This is a genomic window from Thermobifida cellulosilytica TB100 (genome assembly GCF_001517975.1).
GTDB lineage: Bacteria > Actinomycetota > Actinomycetes > Streptosporangiales > Streptosporangiaceae > Thermobifida > Thermobifida cellulosilytica.
Genome location: NZ_KQ950181.1, coordinates 853,118 through 870,518, shown reverse-complemented (window position 1 = coordinate 870,518; position 17,401 = coordinate 853,118). Strand labels below are relative to the sequence as shown.

Sequence of the window (17,401 nt, the reverse complement as noted above, 5' to 3'; positions counted from 1 at the left end):
AGCTCAGCGGGGTCCCCGCCTACCAGCAGCGGCTCGCGGCCATGCCGGAGGAGGCCTTCAGCGCCTTCCCCGAGACCATGGAGGTCTTCCTCGACCGGCTCGACGCCGAGTACGGCGGGGCCCGCCGCTACCTGCGCGGCTGCGGGGTCACCGCCGAGGAGCTGCACCGGCTGGAGGAGGCCCTGGTGGAGTAGCCGCCCTCAGGCGGAGGCCAGCGGCTGTCCGCGGTCGGCGCTCAGCGGGGCGGCGATGTCCTCCAGCGAGCGGCGGGCCGCCTCGACGCCGATGAGGACCTCCACGATGCCCGCGGCGACCATCAGACCCGCGCCCAGGTAGTAGCCGAACGCCACCTGCCCCACCTCGCCGCTGCCCACCAGCACGCCGAACAGGCTGGGGCCGAGGATGCCGCCCAGTGCGGTGCCGGTGGCGTAGAACAGCGCGATGGCCTGGGGGCGGGTCTCCATCGGGAAGATCTCGCTGACGGTCAGGTAGGCGGAGCTGGCCCCCGCGGAGGCCACGAAGAACACCGCGCACCAGCACAGGGTGAGCGTGACCGCCGTGAGCAGCCCGTTCTGGAACAGCAGCCCGGTGCCGACCAGCAGCAGCCCCGAACCGATGTAGGTGCCCGCGATCATGGGCTTGCGGCCCACGATGTCGAAGAGGGGCCCCAGCAGCACCGGGCCGAGGAAGTTGCCCAGCGCCAGCGGGATGATGAACAGCGGCGCCAGCCCGGAGGGCACGCCGAAGAACACGGTGAGCACCAGCGCCTGGGTGAAGAACACCGCGTTGTACAGGAACGCCTGCCCCATGAACAGGGACAGGCCCAGCACGGTGCGCCGCGGGTAGGTGCGCACCATGGTGGCGGCCAGCTCCCGGAACGTGGTGGTGTCGCGCTGCCGCAGGGTCAGCACCCGACGGGGGTCGACCGGAGGGAGCCGGTCCCGGTGCGTCTCGGACGCGACCTCCGCCTCGATGCCGCGCACCACCTTCTCGGCCTCCTCGGTGCGGCCGTGGATGACCAGCCAGCGCGGGCTCTCCGGCACGAAGCGCCGCACCACCAGGATGACCAGGCCCAGCACGCCGCCGATCGCGAAGGTGGTCCGCCAGCCCAGGTTCTCGGGCAGCAGGTCGGGGTCGAGCAGCGGGTAGGCCATGGCCGCCCCGGCCGCGGCGCCCAGCCAGTACGACCCGTTGATCATCAGCGCGACCCGGCCGCGCAGCCGGGCGGGCATCATCTCGTCGATCGCCGAGTTGATCGCCGCGTACTCGCCTCCGATGCCGAAACCGGTGAAGAACCGGCACGCGTAGAACCACCACGCGTTGGGGGAGAAGGCGGTCAGCACCGTGGCCAGCAGGTAGACGCCCAGGGTGGCCAGGAAGATCCTGCGGCGCCCGTACTTCTCGGTGAGGTGGCCGAAGAACAGTGCCCCCGAGCAGGCGCCGACGATGTAGACCGACGCGGCGAGGCCGACCTGCGCCTCGGTGACCGCCAGCCCGCTGCCCGGCTCGGTGATCCGCGACCCGATCGCGCCCACGATGGTGACCTCCAGGCCGTCCAGGATCCACACGCTGCCCAGGCCGACCAGGATCAGCCAGTGCCAGCGGGCCCAGGGCAGGCGGTCGAGGCGGGCCGGGATGTCGGTTGTGACGCTGCTCATACCGCTCTCCCCTGACCGGGACGGAGACGGCCAATCCCGGATTGGCGGGGAAGTGGCCGAACACGGGCGACTTCTTGGCCGCACGCCCCGCGGCGGGTACACGGCACGCGGCGAAGAGACCGCAAAACCCCAGCAAAAAGCGCAAAACCCCGGCAAAAGGGGTGGGAGCGCCGGAGGCGGGGGTAGTCGCAAGGCCGCCCGAGGCTGTCCGATCGCATCCGACAAGGAGGAGCCATGAAGCTGGAGAACCCCCGGGACCTGTTCGTCTTCGAGCTGTCGTCGATGTACACCGGCGAGAAGAAGATCGACGCGCTGCTCGACGAGGTGTGCCAGACGGTCGACGACGACCAGCTGGTCCGGATGCTGCGCGACCACCAGAAGGAGACGCAGCAGCAGGCCAGGAACCTGGAGCAGTGCTTCCAGCAGATCGGCGAGTCGCCCAGGGAGGTGCCCTGTCCCGTGGTGGACGCGATCCACCAGGAGTTCCGCCAGTTCGTCGGCATGAACCCGGCGCCGCAGGTGCTGGCGATGTTCGCCCTGGCCGGGGCGGACAAGGTCGAGCACTTCGAGATCGCCGCCTACCGGGGACTGGTCAACAAGGCGATGCTCATGGGGGAGACCATGTGCATGCAGTTGCTGGAGACCAACCTGCTTCAGGAGGAGGAGACGGCGGGCAAGCTGGAGCGCTACGCCAACGAGATGGGGCGCAAGGCGCTGGCGACCGCCTGACCCGGTCCGGCGGTGTGCGGGGCGGCGGCCGGGGCGGCCGCCGCCCCGGCGTGTGCGTCCCCGCGTCCGCGGACGCGGCAACGGCTACGGCTCGGCGTCGCCCCGCGCCCCCGTCGGGTCGCGGCTCCACTGCGCGAGGTCCTCCGGGAGCGAGGCGGCCATCTCCCGGCCCAGGACGGGCGAGGCCAGGGCGAGTTCGGACACCACCGCCCGGGCCAGCCGCAGCCCCTGCTCGGGCGGGCAGTGCAGGTGCTCGCCCACCCGCCGGGCCAGACTGCCGGAGGCCGCCGCGGGCTCGGCCTGCCCGCGGTCCAGGTCCTCCCACAGCGACTTGGGCAGCTCCCGGCGCAGGTCCCTGCGGGCCTCCGGGGCCAGCCGCGGGGCCAGTACGGCCAGCACGGCGTGGACCGCGCGGCGCGCCTCCTCGGCGTCGGCGACCTCCTCGTGCGCTGCGACGCGGTCGACGAGGTCCTGGTGTGCGATCAACGGCGTCTCCTCTCCACGGCGGTGACGGGCGCCGGGGCCGCAGGAGCGGCCGCGCCGCCCCCCGCTCAGCCCGAGCTGCCCGCCAGGGTCAGCTCGCGCAGGTCGTCGGGCAGGCTGTGGCGGACCTTGTCCATGGTGCTGCCGGTGGTCGCCTCGTCGAGGACCCCGAACACCACCCGGGCGATCTGCTCGGCCCCTGACGCGTCGGTGTAGGCGCGCTGCTTGACGCGGGCGATGAACTCCTCCTGGCCGAACCGGTGCCCGTGCTCGGAGCCGGGGCGCACGGTGATGCGCCGCACGTGCTCGCTGATCTCCCGTGGCAGTTGTGCGGCCAGGTCGTTGGCGAGGTCGGCGGGGATGCGCTCGGCCAGCGTCTCCAGCGTCGCCCGGGTGGCCGTCTCGGCGGACCCCCGGCTGTCCAGCCGGGCCCGCGCCTGCACCTGTCCGATGAACGTGTCGTGCTGCATTGCTCTCCCCCGTGTGCGTGTCGAAAAGCGGCGGGAACCGTCCGCCCCGCGGGCCCCGTCCCACGGCACGGACCGCCCTCCTGCCTTCGCCCCCTACCAAAAGCGCAGGTGAGTATGCGGGACCGGAGGGCTTTTGGGGTGCGTGCCCGCGAGGACGCCGGCCGCCGACGGCACGGGAGGAGCGCCCGTCCCCGCCGCGGCGGGGGACGGCGGCGCCGCAGGCCGCCGGGCGTGGCCGCACCGGCACCGGACAACGACTGTGACGAGATTCACGAAAACAGGGGGAATGCGGGGAGGCGCCCGTCGATTCACGCTCTGTGTGAGCTACCTCTTCCAACCGATCAAGCTGCGCGACCTCCTCGTCCCCAACCGGGTGTGGGTCTCCCCGATGTGCCAGTACTCGGCCGTCGACGGCGTCCCCAACGACTGGCACCTGGTCCACCTCGGGCAGTTCGCCACCGGCGGCGCCGGACTGGTGATGGCCGAGGCCACCGCCGTGGTCCCCGAGGGGCGGATCAGCCCCGCCGACACCGGGCTGTGGAACGACGAGCAGGTCGCCGCCTGGCAGCGGATCACCGGATTCCTACGCGCCCAGGGCGCGGTGCCCGCCGTCCAACTGGCGCACGCGGGCCGCAAGGCGTCCACCGCGGTGCCGTGGGAGGGCAAGGAGAGCGTGCCCGAGTCCGAGGGCGGCTGGCCCACGGTCAGCTCCACCGACCAGCCGTTCGGCTCCCTGGCCAAACCCCGCGCGCTGCGCACCGAGGAGGTCGCCGAGCTGCCCGAACGGTTCGCGCAGGCCGCCCGCCGCGCCGAAGCCGCCGGCTTCGACGTGGTGGAGCTGCACTTCGCCCACGGCTACCTGGCCCACCAGTTCTACTCCCCGCTGGTCAACGACCGCACCGACCGCTACGGCGGCAGCTTCGACAACCGCGTCCGGCTGCTGCTGGAGATCACCGAGGCGGTGCGCCGCGTGTGGCCGGACGGACGCCCCCTGCTCGCGCGGATCTCCGCCACCGACTGGGTCGAGGGCGGCTGGACCGGGGACGACTCGGTGCGCCTGGCCCGCCTGCTCGCCGAACGCGGCGTCGACCTCGTCGACACCTCCAGCGGCGGCGCGGTCCCCGACGCCCACGTCCCGGTCCGCCCCGGCTACCAGGTGCCCTTCGCCCGCCAGATCAGGACCGAGGCGGGAGTGCCCACCGGAGCGGTCGGCCTGATCACCGCGCCCGAACAGGCCGAGGAGATCGTCGCCTCCGGCTCGGCCGACGCGGTGCTGCTGGGCCGCGCCCTGCTGCGCGACCCGCACTGGCCGCTGCACGCGGCGGACCGGCTGGGCGCGGGCGACCGCTGGCCCAAGCAGTACGAGCGCGCCCGCCTCGCCTGACCGGGCGGCGCCCGCCGGGGACCGCCGCCGCGGTCCCCGGCCCGCCCCTCACAGGCCGGCCAGGCGGCGGCAGGACTCGCGGTCCCCGGGCAGCCCCGCCCGGCGCAGCGCCAGGGCCGCGCTGCCGACCCGCCCGTCCCACAGCGCGTCGTTGGCGACCAGAGCGCGCAGGGAGGCCCGCTGCGCACCGGTGAGGTCCTCCGGCCCGGCGCTGCCGGGCAGCGGCTCGGGGAAGGCGGCGCACCGCAGCGGCCCCCCGGTCGGAGTCGGCGGTGAAGGGACCGGCCACAGCGGCCACGGCGCACGCCGCGGGCAGCAGCCGCTCGAAGTCGCCGACCCGCTCCACTGCGGCCCGGACCAGCGTGAAGCGGACGTGCATCGCACACTGCGGCGGCCTGCGGGTGAACCAGGCGTCGGCGGCGGCCGGATCGGCCAGCGCGGCCAGGAGCTCCCCGACCGCGTCGGGGTCGCCGGCCAGCGCGGGGGCGAGCGCGGCGCAGGCCCGCACCGCCGGATCGGGATCGGCCAGGAAGGCGCGCGGGGCACGGCCCAGGTCGCCCAGCGCCAGCACCAGGCAGGCGCGCTCGTCGCGCCGCACCGCACGGCGGGCCGCCGCCGCGACCCGGTCGGCCAGGTCCTCCCTCCGGGCGGCGTCGCCGACGAGGACGGCCAGCGCGGCCGCCGCGTGCGCGGCGTGCATCCGGGTCAGCGGCTCACCGTCGGCCAGGTGGGGCACGACCGCGTCCAGCAGCACGGGGGCGGCGGCGCGGAGGTCGAGGACCGCGCGGGCCGTCAGCGCCTCGACGGCCCCGGACTCGCCCGGCCACGCCGCCGCGTCCCCGTCGAGGACCGCCTCCGGGGCCGCGTCGACCCGCTCTGGCGCCACATCGGCGGGGAAGGCCGCCGCGCGCAGTTCGGCGTCGTCGAGGTGCGGGCACCCCGCCTCGGCCACACCGGCGAGGAAGGACAGCAGCGCCGAACGCAGCGGGCCCCCGCGTCCCCCGCGTCCCCCGCGGCGCCGACCGGGGCGGCCGCCGGACGGGACAGGGACTCCTCGGCGAGCAGCCCGGCGACGACCCGGGCCGCCGGGGCGGTGACCGGCCAGGGGGTGCCCTGGTGCACCACCGCGCTGCACAGGTGCTTCAGGGCCCGCCGCACGGCGTCGGCGTCGCCGTCGGTCAACGCGCGCAGGTGCGCGGGCGTGTCGTAGGCCGCCCCGTAGGCGTGGCAGAGCTTCGACCAGTCGACCTCGGCGGCCGCGTCCCAACCGGTGGTGTGCGTCATGGCGGCAGTGTGCCCGACACCGCCGACACCCGGCGGCGCACGGCGGCCGGCCCCCGGAGCGGCGCGGCCCCGGAACGGTGTTGCCGCAGCTCACCCCGATGATCGCGGTTTTGTCACCGGCTGCCCCTACGGTCTGCTGACGTGAGCGAACGATGGACCACCGACGACGTCTGGGCACTCGCCCCCGACGCGTCGTCCCGCAGGGCCGCGACGAAGATCGCCCGACCCACCTCCTGGCCGAGGCTGGGCTGGCGCGCCGCCGAGCCCGGGACCGACGCGCCCGGCGGCGCCGCAGCGGTGTGGGGCGAATGCAAGGGCAGCGGAGCCAAGCCGTACCAGGCCGCGGCGCACCTGGTCGGCCCCGGCGCGCCCGCCTACCGGTGCAGCTGCCCCAGCCGCAAGTTCCCCTGCAAGCACGTGCTGGCCCTGCTGAGCCTGTGGGCCGAGGGCGAGGCCGCCGAGGACGCGGGCCCCGACTGGCTCGACGAATGGCTGGCCAAGCGCACCGCCAAGGCGGCCGCACCCACGACCCCGAAGAAGGCCGGGCCCCCCGCCGACCCCGAGGCCGCGGCCCGCCGCGCACGGCAGCGCGAGGAACGGGTCGCCGAAGGGCTGACCGAGTTCCAGACCTGGCTGACCGACCAGATCGGCACCGGACTCGTCGACAGCCGCCGACGCGGCTACCAGAAGTGGGACACCGTGGCCGCCCGCCTCGTCGACGCCCAGGCCGGGCGGCTCGCCGAACGGGTGCGGGCCCTGTCCGGGGTGATCACCGCCGCCGACTGGCCCGACCGCCTCCTCACCGAGTACGCGCTGCTGCACCTGCTGTGCGTCGGCTACCGCCGCCGCGACGAACTGCCCGCGGGGCTGGGCGCCGCGGTTCGCGCCCGCGTCGGCCTCCCGCTGCCCGACCCCGACGAGACCGTCCGCGACCACTGGTACGTCCTGGGCCGCCACGACTTCGACGCCGGACAGCGGGTGCGCGGACGGCGGATCTGGCTGCGCGGCCGCGACACCGGGCGCACCGCCGCGCTGCTGTCCTTCGCCCACGGGGGGCGGGCCCTCGACACCCCGGCGCGGGTCGGCACCCTGCTCGACGCCGACCTCGCCCTCCACCCCGCGGAGAACCGCGCCGTGGTCGCCGCACGCCACGCCGAACAGCGCGTCGGCGCCCCGCCCGGCGGCTCCGTCGCCGACGCGCTGGACGACGTCTCCCGCGCCCTGGCCGACGACCCGTGGCGCGACGTGTGGCCGGTGGTGCTCGCCGACGCCGTCGTCGCCCACGACGACGGCTGGTGGATCGTCGACCCCTCCGGCGACGCCCTGCCGCTGCTCGTCGGCGACGCCGGCTGGAAGCTGTTCAGCATCAGCGGCGGCCGGGGCCTCACCGCAGCGGGCGAGTGGACCCCCGACGGGCTGCGCCCGCTCACCGTGTGGGACGCCCGGGGACGGGCCGTTCCGGTCGCCTGACCCGCGTCCCGCCCGGCGACACCGCCCCCGACCCCCACCCGCCCGCTGTGCGCAGTGCCCGTGCCATCCCGAAAGGAAGCCACGTGACCGACCCCGACCCCTGGCCCGACCTCGTGTCGACGGCCCTGGTGGGTACCTCCCGGCGCGCCGTGCCGCCCACGCCCGGCCTGCCCGGGGCCAGCGGCGGCGACCCCGCCACCGCGCTGCTCGACCGCGCCGCCCTGGCCGCCGTGCGGCGCCGCGCGGGACAGCGCCCCCGCCGGATCGCCCCGCCGCCGCCCGCCCCGGACGAGACCGCACCCCTGATCGACGGCCCGGCCCTGGTCCGGCTGCAGTCGATCCTCGCCGGAAGGCACCCCGAGGTCCTGCCCGAATGGCTGGACCTCGCCGCCGCAACCGGCCGCCGGCTCCCCCCGGAGGTCCTGCCCGCGCTGCTCGACCGGGCCCGCAGCAACACGCAGGTCCGTCCCGTCCTGGCCCGCCTCGGCGGCGCCCGCGCCCGCTGGCTGGCCGAACACAACCCGGCCTGGCTCTTCTTCCTGGAGAGCGCCGACCCCGAGGAGACCGTCTTCGACCCCGAGGCCTGGAAGACCGGCACTCCCGCGCTGCGCCGCCTCCACCTCGCCGCGCTGCGCCGCACCGACCCCGCCGCGGCCCGCGACCTGCTCGCCCAGACCTGGACGCACGAACGCGCCGACCAGCGCCACGCGCTCCTGGCGACCCTGGAGACCGGACTGTCGGAGGAGGACGAACCGCTGCTCGCCACGGCGCTGCGCGACCGCACCCACCGGGTGCGCGTCCTGGCCGCGGTCCTGCTCATGCGGCTGCCCGGCAGCGACACCGGCCGCCGCCTGGCCGAGCAGACGGCCCGCCTGCTGCGCGTCGACGACTCGGGCGGCACCCGCAGGATCGTCGTCGACCAGCCCGGCGACGTCGACGCCGAGTTCACCTCCCTGCTCGACCCGGGGACCAAGAAGAAGAAGGAGAAGGACGAGCAGCAGACCCCCGCGGCGCGGGTGCGCCCCCTGCTGTCCCAGATCCCCCCGGCCACCTGGATCGGCCGCCTCGGCGACACCCCCCGACAGGTGCTGGACGCCGTCGCGGACCCCGAGGTCCGCAGCATCCTCGCCAACGCGGCGGCACTGCACGGCGACCTGGACTGGGCACGGGCGCTCCTGGACTCCATGACCCCGGCGGCGTTCGACCTCCCCGAGGCGGAGTGCCGGATGGCCGGCCTGCTGGCCCTGCTGCCCCGCGACGAGCAGCACGCCTGGGCGCTGCGCTGGGAGAGCGGGCGGCTCCACATCCCGCACCGCTTCGGCGCCCTGCTCGACGCACTGGACTTCCCGTGGAACAGGGAACTGAGCGAACGCATGGCCGACCGGCTGCTCGCCGAGGACCAGGACCCCCACCGCCTGTACCAGGTGCGCGAGCACGCCTCCCGGCACCTCGACCCCGGCCTGTACGAGCGCTTCGCCGCCGAAGGCGCTGGCAACCGCCGCCTCACCGACCTCGTCAACACCCTCAGATTCCGTCACGACATGCGCAAGGAGCTGACCTGACCATGACCGCCACCCCCGCCGTGCTGCGCCCCCACGCCGAACAGGCCTACGCCGAGGAACTCGCCGCCCTCGCCAAGGCCGACGACCGCCCCCGCCCGCCCGGCTGGAAGCTGTCGCCGTGGGCCGTCACCCAGTACGTCCTCGGCGCCACCCTCGACGACGGCACCGAGATCACCCCCAAGTACGTGGGCGCGCGCCGCATCGTCGAGGTCGCCGTCGCCACCCTGGCCACCGACCGCGCCCTGCTGCTGCTCGGCGTGCCCGGCACCGCCAAGACCTGGCTGTCCGAACACCTCGCCGCCGCCATCGCCGGCGACTCCACCCTGCTGGTCCAGGGCACCGCGGGCACCGCCGAGGAAGCGGTGCGCTACGGCTGGAACTACGCCCGCCTGCTCGCCGAGGGCCCCTCCGAGAAGGCCCTGGTGCCCAGCCCCGTCATGACCGCCATGGCCGAGGGCCGCCTGGCCCGCGTCGAGGAACTCACCCGCATCCCCTCCGACGTGCAGGACGCGCTGATCACCATCCTGTCGGAGAAGACCCTGCCGGTGCCCGAACTCGGCATCGAGGTGCAGGCCCAGCGCGGCTTCAACATCATCGCCACCGCCAACGACCGCGACCGCGGCGTCAACGACCTGTCCAGCGCGCTGCGCCGCCGCTTCAACACCGTCGTGCTGCCGGTCCCGCAGACCGCCGACGACGAGGTCGAGATCGTCACCCGCCGCGTCGCCCAGCTGGGCCGCAACCTCGACCTGCCCGAGGTGCCCGCCTCCCTCACCGAGATCCGCCGCGTCGTCACCGTCTTCCGGGAACTGCGCAACGGCATCACCGAGGACGGCCGCACCAAGGTCAAGTCCCCCAGCGGCACCCTCAGCACCGCCGAGGCCATCTCTGTCATCACCAACGGCATCGCCCTGGCCGCGCACTTCGGCGACGGCGTGCTGCGCCCCACCGACGTCGCCGCCGGCATCAGCGGCGCGGTCGTGCAGGACCCCGTCTCCGACGGCGTGGTGTGGCGCGAGTACCTGGAGACCGTGGTCCGCGAACGCGAGGACTGGGACGACTTCTACGCCGCCTGCCGGGAGGCGAGCCACTAATGCCCGCACTCGACACCGAGCGCGTCCACGTCCTGGGCGTCCGCCACCACGGCCCCGGGTCGGCGCGCGCGGTCCGGGCCGAACTGGAGCGGCTGCGCCCCGACGCGGTCCTCATCGAGGGACCCCCCGAAGCCGACGCGCTCGTCGGGCACGTCGGCGGCCTGGAACCGCCGGTGGCGCTGCTCGCCTACGACCGCTTCGAACCGTCCCGCGCCGCGTTCTGGCCGTTCGCGGTCTTCTCCCCGGAGTGGCAGGCGCTGCGCTACGCCGCCGAGCACGGCGCCGAGGTGCGCTTCTGCGACCTGCCCGCCGCCCACACCCTGGCCGCGCGCACCGAAGAAGAGGAGGAGACCGGAGAGGGGGAGGCGCCGCGCGTGCGCGTCGACCCGCTCGGCGTCCTCGCCGAGGCCGCCGGCTACGACGACCCCGAACGCTGGTGGGACGACGTGGTGGAGCAGCGCCGCGACGGCGGCCCCTCCCCGTTCCCCGCCATCGCCGAGGCCATGGCCGCGGTCCGCGCCGAACTCGCCCCCGAACCCGAGACCGGGCACGAGGCCCGCCGCGAGGCGCACATGCGCCAGGTGCTGCGCGCCGCCCTGCGCGCCGGGCACGAACGGATCGCCGTGGTCTGCGGCGCCTGGCACGTGCCCGCCCTGCTGGAACTGCCCGCCGCCACCGCCGACGCCCGCCTGCTGCGCGGCCTGCCCAAGACCAGGGTCGCCACCACCTGGATCCCGTGGACCCACGGACGGCTCGCCGCCGCCAGCGGCTACCGCGCCGGAGTACGCTCCCCCGGCTGGTACCACCACCTGTTCACCACGCCCGACCGGCCCGTGGAACGGTGGCTCACCGAGACCGCACGCCGACTGCGGGACCGCGGCCACGCGGTCTCCTCCTCCCACGTCATCGAGGCGGTACGGCTGTGCGAGACCCTGGCGGCGCTGCGCGGCCGCCCACTGGCCGGACTGGAGGAGACCGCCGAGGCCACCTCCGCGGTGCTGTGCGAGGGAGCGGAACTGCGCGCCCGCCTCGTGCACGACGAGATGGCCCTGGGGGAGAGGCTCGGCGCGGTCCCGCCGGACACGCCCACCGTCCCGCTCCAGCGCGACCTCGCCGCCCAGCAGAAGCGGCTGCGCCTCAAACCCGGGGCACTGGACCGGGACCTCGTCCTCGACCTGCGCAAGGACGTGGACCGGGAACGCAGCGTCCTGCTGCACCGGCTGGGACTGCTCGGCGTGCCGTGGGGCGCCCCGCGCCGCGGCACCGTGCGGTCGCGCGGCACGTTCCGCGAGACGTGGGCCCTGCGCTGGGAACCCGAGTACGACCTCGCGGTCATCGAGGCCAGCCGGTGGGGCACCACCGTCGCCGCCGCGACCGCCGCCCGCGTCCGGGACCGCGCCGCCGACGCCGACCTGCCCGCGCTGACCGCACTCGTCGAGGACTGCCTGCTCGCCGACCTGCCCGACGCCCTCACCGACACGGTGGCGCAGCTCTCGCGGCGGGCCGCCGAGGACGCCGACATCCAACGGCTGATGAGGGCGCTGCCGCCGCTGGCGCGCTCCGTCCGCTACGGCAGCGTCCGCCGCTTCGACGCCGACGCGCTGCGCGGCGTCGCCGTGGAGATGCTGCGCCGCGTCTGCGCGGGCCTCACCGTCGCGGTCACCGGCCTGGACGAGGCGGCGGCGGTCCCGGTGGCCGCCGACGTCGACGCCACCCACACGGCGGCGGTCCTGCTCGGCGGCGACGCCGAAACCGGATGGCTGGACGCCCTGGAGGCCCTCGCGCCGCGCAGCGGCGTCCCCGGCCGCCTCAGCGGACGCGCGCACCGCCTCCTGCGCGACAGCGGCCGCCTGGACGCCGACACCCTGCGCCTGCGCCTCAGCCAGGTCGCCTCGCCCGGCACCCCGCCCGAACGCACCGCCGCCTGGATCGAGGGCTTCGCGGCCGACAGCGGGCTGCTGCTGGTGCACGACAGCGCCCTGCTGGACCTCATCGACCAGTGGCTGACCGGGCTGAGCGGACGCGCCTTCGTCGACGTGCTGCCGCTGCTGCGCCGCACCTTCGGCGGCTTCACCGCGGCCGAACGCCGCTCCATCGCCGAGCTGGTGGTCCGCGGCGGCGTCGACCGCGACCCCGCCGAGCAGCCGGTCGACACCGGACGGGCCGCCGCCGCGGTGGCCGCGGCCGCCGCGGTCCTCGGCCTGCCCGCCCACACCTGAGAGCACGGAAGGCAACGATGCACGACGACTTCGACCCCGCGGCGTCCGCCGAACGGGTGCGCCGCTGGCGGCTGGTGCTGGGCAACAAGGCCGAGGACGCCTGCGCCGCGTCGCTCGGCGGCGGCCCGGGCACCGTCCTCACCGGCGACGACGCCCGCATGGACGCCGCGCTCGCCGCCCTGTACAACCGCTCCGACGAAGGCGTGGAGGACCTCGGCGGGCGGCGCGGCGCCACCCTCGGCGCCTCCGCGCCGAGGGTGGCGCGCTGGCTCGGCGACATCCGCGACTACTTCCCCGCCAGCGTGGTCCGGGTCATGCAGCAGGACGCCCTGCACCGGCTCAACCTGCGGCAGCTCCTGCTGGAACCGGAGATGATGGAGGCCGTCGAACCCGACGTCCACCTCGTGGGCACCCTGCTGTCCCTCAAGGACGTCATGCCCGACACCGCCCGCGAGACGGCGCGCGCCGTGGTCCGCCGGGTCGTGGAGGACCTGGAACGCAGACTGGCCCAGCACACCCGCTCCACGGTGCAGGGCGCGCTGGACCGCTCGGCGCGCACCACCCGCCCCCGCCGCGTCTCCGACATCGACTGGGACCGCACCATCCGCCGCAACCTCCAGCACTACCTGCCCGACCACCGCACCGTCGTACCGCAGACCCTCGTCGGCTACGGGCGGCGCAGCAGGGGCGTGCAGCGCGACGTCGTCCTCGCCGTCGACCAGAGCGGGTCGATGGCCTCCTCCGTGGTCTACGCCAGCGTGTTCGGCGCGGTGCTGGGGTCGATGCGGACCCTGCGCACCTCCCTGGTGGTGTTCGACACCGCCGTGGTCGACCTCACCGAGCACCTGAGCGACCCCGTGGAGGTGCTGTTCGGCACCCAGCTCGGCGGCGGCACCGACATCAACCGGGCCATCGCCTACGGCCAGAGCCTCATCACCCGGCCCGCCGACTCGGTGTTCGTGCTCATCAGCGACCTGTACGAGGGCGGCATCCGCGACGAGATGGTGCGCCGGGTCGCGGAGATGACCGCGGCCGGGGTGCAGGTGGTGGTGCTGCTGGCGCTTTCCGACGACGGCGCGCCCGCCTACGACCGCGACAACGCCGCGGCCCTGGCCGCGCTGGGGGTGCCCGCGTTCGCCTGCACCCCCGACCAGTTCCCGGAGCTGATGGCCGCGGCCATCCAGGGGCGGCCGCTCACGGCGTGGGCGGAGCAGAACGCCGCCGACGGCTAGCCCGCCGCACGGCCCCCGTGACGGAGCCCCGGTGCTCCCCGCCGCCCCGGTCGGCGGGGAGCACCGGGGCGGAAAAATCGGTGGCCCGCCGCCGAGACCCGCCGCTACAGTCCCCTGCACCAGCCCTCACACGAAAGCCCCGATCATGCGGTCCCCCTACCCCCGTACCCCGCACCTGCCCTGGTCGCCGGGGGCAAGCCCCGACGACGTGCGCGTCAACGGACTGTCGGGCCTGGCGGGGCGCGAGGTCGTCGTCACCGAGAAGCTCGACGGCGAGAACACCACCCTCTACCCCGACGGGCTGCACGCCCGCTCCCTGGACTCGGCCCACCACCCGTCGCGGACCTGGATCGAGGCCCTGCACGGCCGGATCGCCCGCGCCATCGCGCCCGGCCGGCGGGTGTGCGGCGAGAACGTGTACGCCCGCCACTCCCTCGCCTGCACCGACCTGGAAAGCTGGTTCTACGCCTTCTCCGTGGGGGACGGCGGGCACTGCCTGGACCGGGACGCCACCGTGCGCTTCGCGCGGCGGCTGGGCGTGCCGGTGCCGCCCGTGCTGTGGCGCGGCGTCGTCGACGAGCGGGCGCTGCGCGTCGACACCGCCCGCCAGGAGGGCTACGTGGTGCGCACCGTCGACGGCTTCCCCTACGACGAGTTCGCCCACCGCGTCGCCAAGTGGGTGCGCCCCCACCACGTGCAGACCGACCGGCACTGGATGAGCGCGCCCGTCGTCCCCAACGGGCTGTCGCCCGCCGCCGCGCTGTGGCAGGTGCGCTCCGGGGCCGAACCCGACTCCGAGGCACTGCTCGCCGCCCTCGGTATCGCCCCCGCCGACCTGCACGGAGCAGCGGCGGCGCGCCCGGGGGCGGCGGGGCGCGCCGCCGCGGCAGCGGACGCCGCCTCCCGCCTCGACCTGCTGGGCCGTACCGGCGACGCCCGCCTGTCCGGGGTGCTGGCCGCCCTGTGCACCACACCCGCCGCACCTGGCTGGCCCCCCGCCTGGCGGACCGGCTCGGCGCCCGCCAGGCCCGCCGCACCGCCGACCTGGTCGGCCTGCACGGCCTGCTGCACCGCGACGTCCCCGACGAGCAGCGGCGCGCCGGACTGGCCTTCCTGGCCGAGGCCGCCGACCTGGGCGTGCTGCACGCCGAGGACGCCGAACTGCACGCCGAGGACGCCGGACTGCTCGGCGAGGCGCCCCTGGAGGAGCTGCGCGCCGCCCTGCGCGGCGAGTTCGCCGCCGACGGCCCCGACACGGCGGACCGCCGCTGGGCCGAGGTGCGGCGCGCGTTCGCGCAGGGGCGCATCGGCACCGCCGCGGAGGCGGCCGCGCTGACCTGGCGGTGGCGCGGCGGCGCCTTCCCCCGCCTCGTCGTCACCGTCGGGCCCTCCAGCAGCGGCAAGAGCACTTTCGCCCGCTCCCTGCCCGGCGTCCGCACCGTCGTCTGCCTCGACGACCTGCGCCGGGAGCGCGGCTCCCGCGCCGACCAGCGCGCCAACCGCGAGGTCCTCGGCGAGGGCCTGGACCGGCTCGACGCCGCCCTGGCCGACGCGGCGCCCGACGGGGGCACCGTGGTCTGGGACGCCACCTGCCTCAACCGCCACCAGTGCTCCCTCGTCCACGCCGTGGCCCGCCGCCGCGACGCGCTCGTCACCCACGCGGTGTGGCGGCTCGACGAGGACAGCCTGGCGCGGCGCAACGCCGACCGCGACCACCCGGTGCCCCCCGCGGTGCTCGGCGGCCAGGTGCGCCGCTACGAGCCGCCCTACCCGGGCGAGGCCCACCGCACCTGGTACGTCGCAGCCGACGGGCACGTCCGCGACCGCGCGGGCGCCCTGCACGACGAGGAGGACTGAGCCATGCGCACCAGCGAGGAGATCTACCACCGGGTCCTCTGGGACTCGCGGTTCGACCCCGACCGGTTCGTCCTCGGCGTCCACGACCGGGGCAGGCAGCCCAAGCGGGTCCGGCTGCCCGACTTCACCCCCGGCGGCGACATCCCCTGGCACCGCGTCCTGTTCATCGAGGCCGACGGCGAGGTGGTGTGGGACCGCGCCGCCGGCGTGGACCGGCTCGACGACTCCTCCGCCGGGCGGGTCCGCAGTCGGCGCCGGCTCGCCGCACCGTTCTTCGTCCCGCGCCCCCCGCACGCCTGGCGGCCCGGCGCCGGATGGCGGCCCGCCGAGCCCGCCGCCCAGGCGCCGTCCGCGGCGCGCCTGCGCGTGCTCACCTGGAACACGCTGTGGGACCGCTGCGACGGCGACCGGATCGACACCGCGCGGCGCAGGCCCCTGCTGCTGGAGGCGCTGCGGCAGGCCGACGCCGACGTCATCGCACTGCAGGAGGTCGAACCCGACCTGCTCGACCTGCTGTGCCGCGAACCGTGGGTGCGCGACCGCTACACCCTGGGCCTGGACCCCGCGGGCGCAGACGTCGCCGAGTACGGACTGCTGCTGCTCAGCCGCCTGCCCGTCGCCGAGGCGGGACTGTGCGCGCTGGGCCCCCACAAGGCGGTGGCCGCGGTGGAGGTGGCCACCGCCGCCGGGCCGGTCGTGGTCGCCGCCACCCACCTGACCAGCGACCACACCCCCGACGGGGCCGCCCGCCGCAGGGCCGAGCTGGCCCTCGTCGCCGAGGCGCTGCCCGCCGTGCGCGCCGACGTGGTCCTGGTGGGCGACTTCAACGACGGCGACCCCGCGCTCGCCTTCTGGCTGGGCCTGGACGACGCCTGGACGCGGGTGCACGGCCCCGACGACCACACCCCCACCTTCGACCGGGCGCCAACCCGCTGGCCGCCGTCTCCTCCCTGACCGGGCGCGCGGCCCGCCTCGACCGCGTGCTGCTGGGCGGCGACCTGCACGCCGTGGACTCCCGCCTGCTGGGCGACGCCCCCGCCACCGGCGACGGCCTGTTCGTCTCCGACCACTACGGGCTCGTCGCCGACATCGCGGTCGGCGGCGACGCGCCCTCCGCGGTCCTGGACGCCGCGCCGGGCACGCGCACCGCGCTGGTGTGGCTGCCGCCCGAGGAGCTGCGGACGCCGTTGCAGCGCCTGCGGGAGCGGCGCGACCCGGACGCCGACCGGTGGCCGCCGCACGTCGCCCTGCTGTCCGGCTTCGTGCCCGAGGCCGACTTCGAGGCGGCCGCGCCGCTGCTGGCCGAGGCCGCCGCCACCGTCGCCCCGTTCGAGGTGCGCCTGAGCGGCACGGGCGTCCCCGACGGCCGCGGCCGCCTCGCCCTGCGGCCCGACCCGGTCGCCCCCGGGACCGGGCCGTGGCAGGCGCTGCACGCCGCCCTGCTGTCCCGCTTCCCCCGCTGCGGCGACGGCCGCCGCGGCTTCACCCCGCACCTGGTGCTGGGACGGGCCGCCGACCCGCGGCGGTCCGCCGCCGGGCACGCGGACGGCCTGCCCGAAGCGGTCGCCCGCGTCGGCGAACTGGTGCTGCTGTCGCGCCGCGGCGAGGAGCCCATGAGGCCCCGCGCCGCCGTGGCGCTGGGCAGCGGCCAGGTGCGCTGGCTCGACGACCCGCCCCCCCGCGCCCGCCGCCGCCCCCGGCGGGGCCGCGGCCGAGCACGTCGCGGCGCGGCTGGCCCGGGCCCTGCCCGAAGGCGTGGTCCACCTCGTCGGGTCGCACCGCACGGGCTGCGCCCGCGCCGACTCCGGCGTGGACCTGGTGGCGGCGCTCCCCGGCGAGCCCGACCTCGACGACCTCGCCCGGCGCGTGGCCGCACTGCCCGGCAGCAGCGCGGTCCGCCGGGTCGTCGGCGCGCGCAGCCCGGGACTGCGCCTGCGGGTCGACGGCCTGGCCGTGGAC

The 17,401-nt window shown here is 76.1% G+C and carries 17 protein-coding genes; 13 read left to right on the top strand and 4 right to left on the bottom strand.

Going from position 1 to position 17,401, the window contains the following annotated elements; translation table 11 throughout:
* Positions 1-194: tyrosine-protein phosphatase (locus tag AC529_RS10110; RefSeq protein ID WP_198156370.1), on the top strand; the 194-nt coding region annotated here is incomplete at its 5' end.
* Between the two features lie 6 nt (positions 195-200).
* On the opposite strand, the gene AC529_RS10105 is transcribed toward AC529_RS10110, so the two are convergent.
* A complete protein-coding gene (locus tag AC529_RS10105) occupies positions 201-1,658 on the bottom strand; it encodes an MFS transporter (protein WP_068755871.1) in 1,458 nt (485 codons plus the stop codon).
* A gap of 234 nt (positions 1,659-1,892) precedes the next feature.
* Here AC529_RS10105 and AC529_RS10100 point away from each other — a divergent pair, with 234 nt between their 5' ends.
* Complete coding sequence (locus tag AC529_RS10100; RefSeq protein ID WP_068755869.1) at positions 1,893-2,387, top strand: YciE/YciF ferroxidase family protein; 495 nt, start codon at positions 1,893-1,895, stop codon at positions 2,385-2,387.
* An 84-nt stretch (positions 2,388-2,471) separates the two neighbouring features.
* Here AC529_RS10100 and AC529_RS10095 read toward each other — a convergent pair whose 3' ends face one another.
* Complete coding sequence (locus AC529_RS10095; protein WP_068755867.1) at positions 2,472-2,873, bottom strand: DUF2267 domain-containing protein; 402 nt, start codon at positions 2,871-2,873, stop codon at positions 2,472-2,474.
* Positions 2,874-2,938: 65 nt separating this feature from the next.
* Positions 2,939-3,340: a DUF2267 domain-containing protein gene (locus AC529_RS10090; protein WP_068755865.1), complete on the bottom strand. Its 402-nt coding sequence runs from the start codon at positions 3,338-3,340 to the stop codon at positions 2,939-2,941.
* Positions 3,341-3,659: 319 nt separating this feature from the next.
* On the opposite strand from AC529_RS10090, the gene AC529_RS10085 reads away from it, so the two are divergent.
* Positions 3,660-4,724 (top strand): NADH:flavin oxidoreductase/NADH oxidase, encoded by a 1,065-nt coding sequence (locus AC529_RS10085; RefSeq protein WP_068755864.1) that lies wholly within the window; start codon positions 3,660-3,662, stop codon positions 4,722-4,724.
* Between the two features lie 48 nt (positions 4,725-4,772).
* On the opposite strand, the gene AC529_RS20105 is transcribed toward AC529_RS10085, so the two are convergent.
* The gene (locus tag AC529_RS20105) at positions 4,773-5,108 is read right to left on the bottom strand and encodes a hypothetical protein (protein ID WP_157080152.1); all 336 of its coding nucleotides are present in this window, start codon (positions 5,106-5,108) and stop codon (positions 4,773-4,775) included.
* Between AC529_RS20105 and AC529_RS10080 the strand changes: the two genes are divergently transcribed.
* From AC529_RS10080 to AC529_RS20480, 10 genes are all read left to right on the top strand, one after another.
* Positions 5,098-5,934, top strand: coding sequence for a hypothetical protein (locus AC529_RS10080; RefSeq protein ID WP_157080151.1), 837 nt, complete (start codon positions 5,098-5,100; stop codon positions 5,932-5,934). The two genes, AC529_RS20105 and AC529_RS10080, sit on opposite strands and share 11 nt — an antisense overlap.
* Positions 5,935-6,149: 215 nt before the next feature.
* Entirely contained in the window at positions 6,150-7,478 is a 1,329-nt protein-coding gene (locus AC529_RS10075) for an SWIM zinc finger family protein (RefSeq protein WP_068755860.1), read from the top strand.
* An 83-nt stretch (positions 7,479-7,561) separates the two neighbouring features.
* Positions 7,562-9,040 (top strand): DUF5691 domain-containing protein, encoded by a 1,479-nt coding sequence (locus AC529_RS10070; protein ID WP_068755858.1) that lies wholly within the window; start codon positions 7,562-7,564, stop codon positions 9,038-9,040.
* Positions 9,041-9,042: 2 nt separating this feature from the next.
* Positions 9,043-10,134, top strand: a complete 1,092-nt coding sequence (locus AC529_RS10065) for an ATP-binding protein (RefSeq protein ID WP_068755856.1) — start codon at positions 9,043-9,045, stop codon at positions 10,132-10,134.
* Positions 10,134-12,353, top strand: coding sequence for a DUF5682 family protein (locus AC529_RS10060; protein WP_068755855.1), 2,220 nt, complete (start codon positions 10,134-10,136; stop codon positions 12,351-12,353). Before AC529_RS10065 ends, AC529_RS10060 begins: the two co-directional genes overlap by 1 nt.
* A gap of 17 nt (positions 12,354-12,370) precedes the next feature.
* Complete coding sequence (locus AC529_RS10055) at positions 12,371-13,585, top strand: VWA domain-containing protein (protein ID WP_068755853.1); 1,215 nt, start codon at positions 12,371-12,373, stop codon at positions 13,583-13,585.
* 145 nt (positions 13,586-13,730) lie between these two features.
* Positions 13,731-14,921, top strand: a complete 1,191-nt coding sequence (locus tag AC529_RS10050; RefSeq protein WP_198156369.1) for an RNA ligase family protein — start codon at positions 13,731-13,733, stop codon at positions 14,919-14,921.
* A complete protein-coding gene (locus AC529_RS20915; RefSeq protein ID WP_232306678.1) occupies positions 14,864-15,442 on the top strand; it encodes an AAA family ATPase in 579 nt (192 codons plus the stop codon). The genes AC529_RS10050 and AC529_RS20915 overlap by 58 nt, the downstream gene beginning before the upstream one ends.
* 3 nt (positions 15,443-15,445) lie before the next feature.
* Complete coding sequence (locus AC529_RS20485) at positions 15,446-16,396, top strand: RNA repair domain-containing protein (RefSeq protein WP_068755851.1); 951 nt, start codon at positions 15,446-15,448, stop codon at positions 16,394-16,396.
* A gap of 26 nt (positions 16,397-16,422) precedes the next feature.
* Positions 16,423-17,401, top strand: a 979-nt coding sequence (locus AC529_RS20480; RefSeq protein ID WP_198156368.1) for a 2'-5' RNA ligase family protein, incomplete at its 3' end; no start/stop codon positions are given.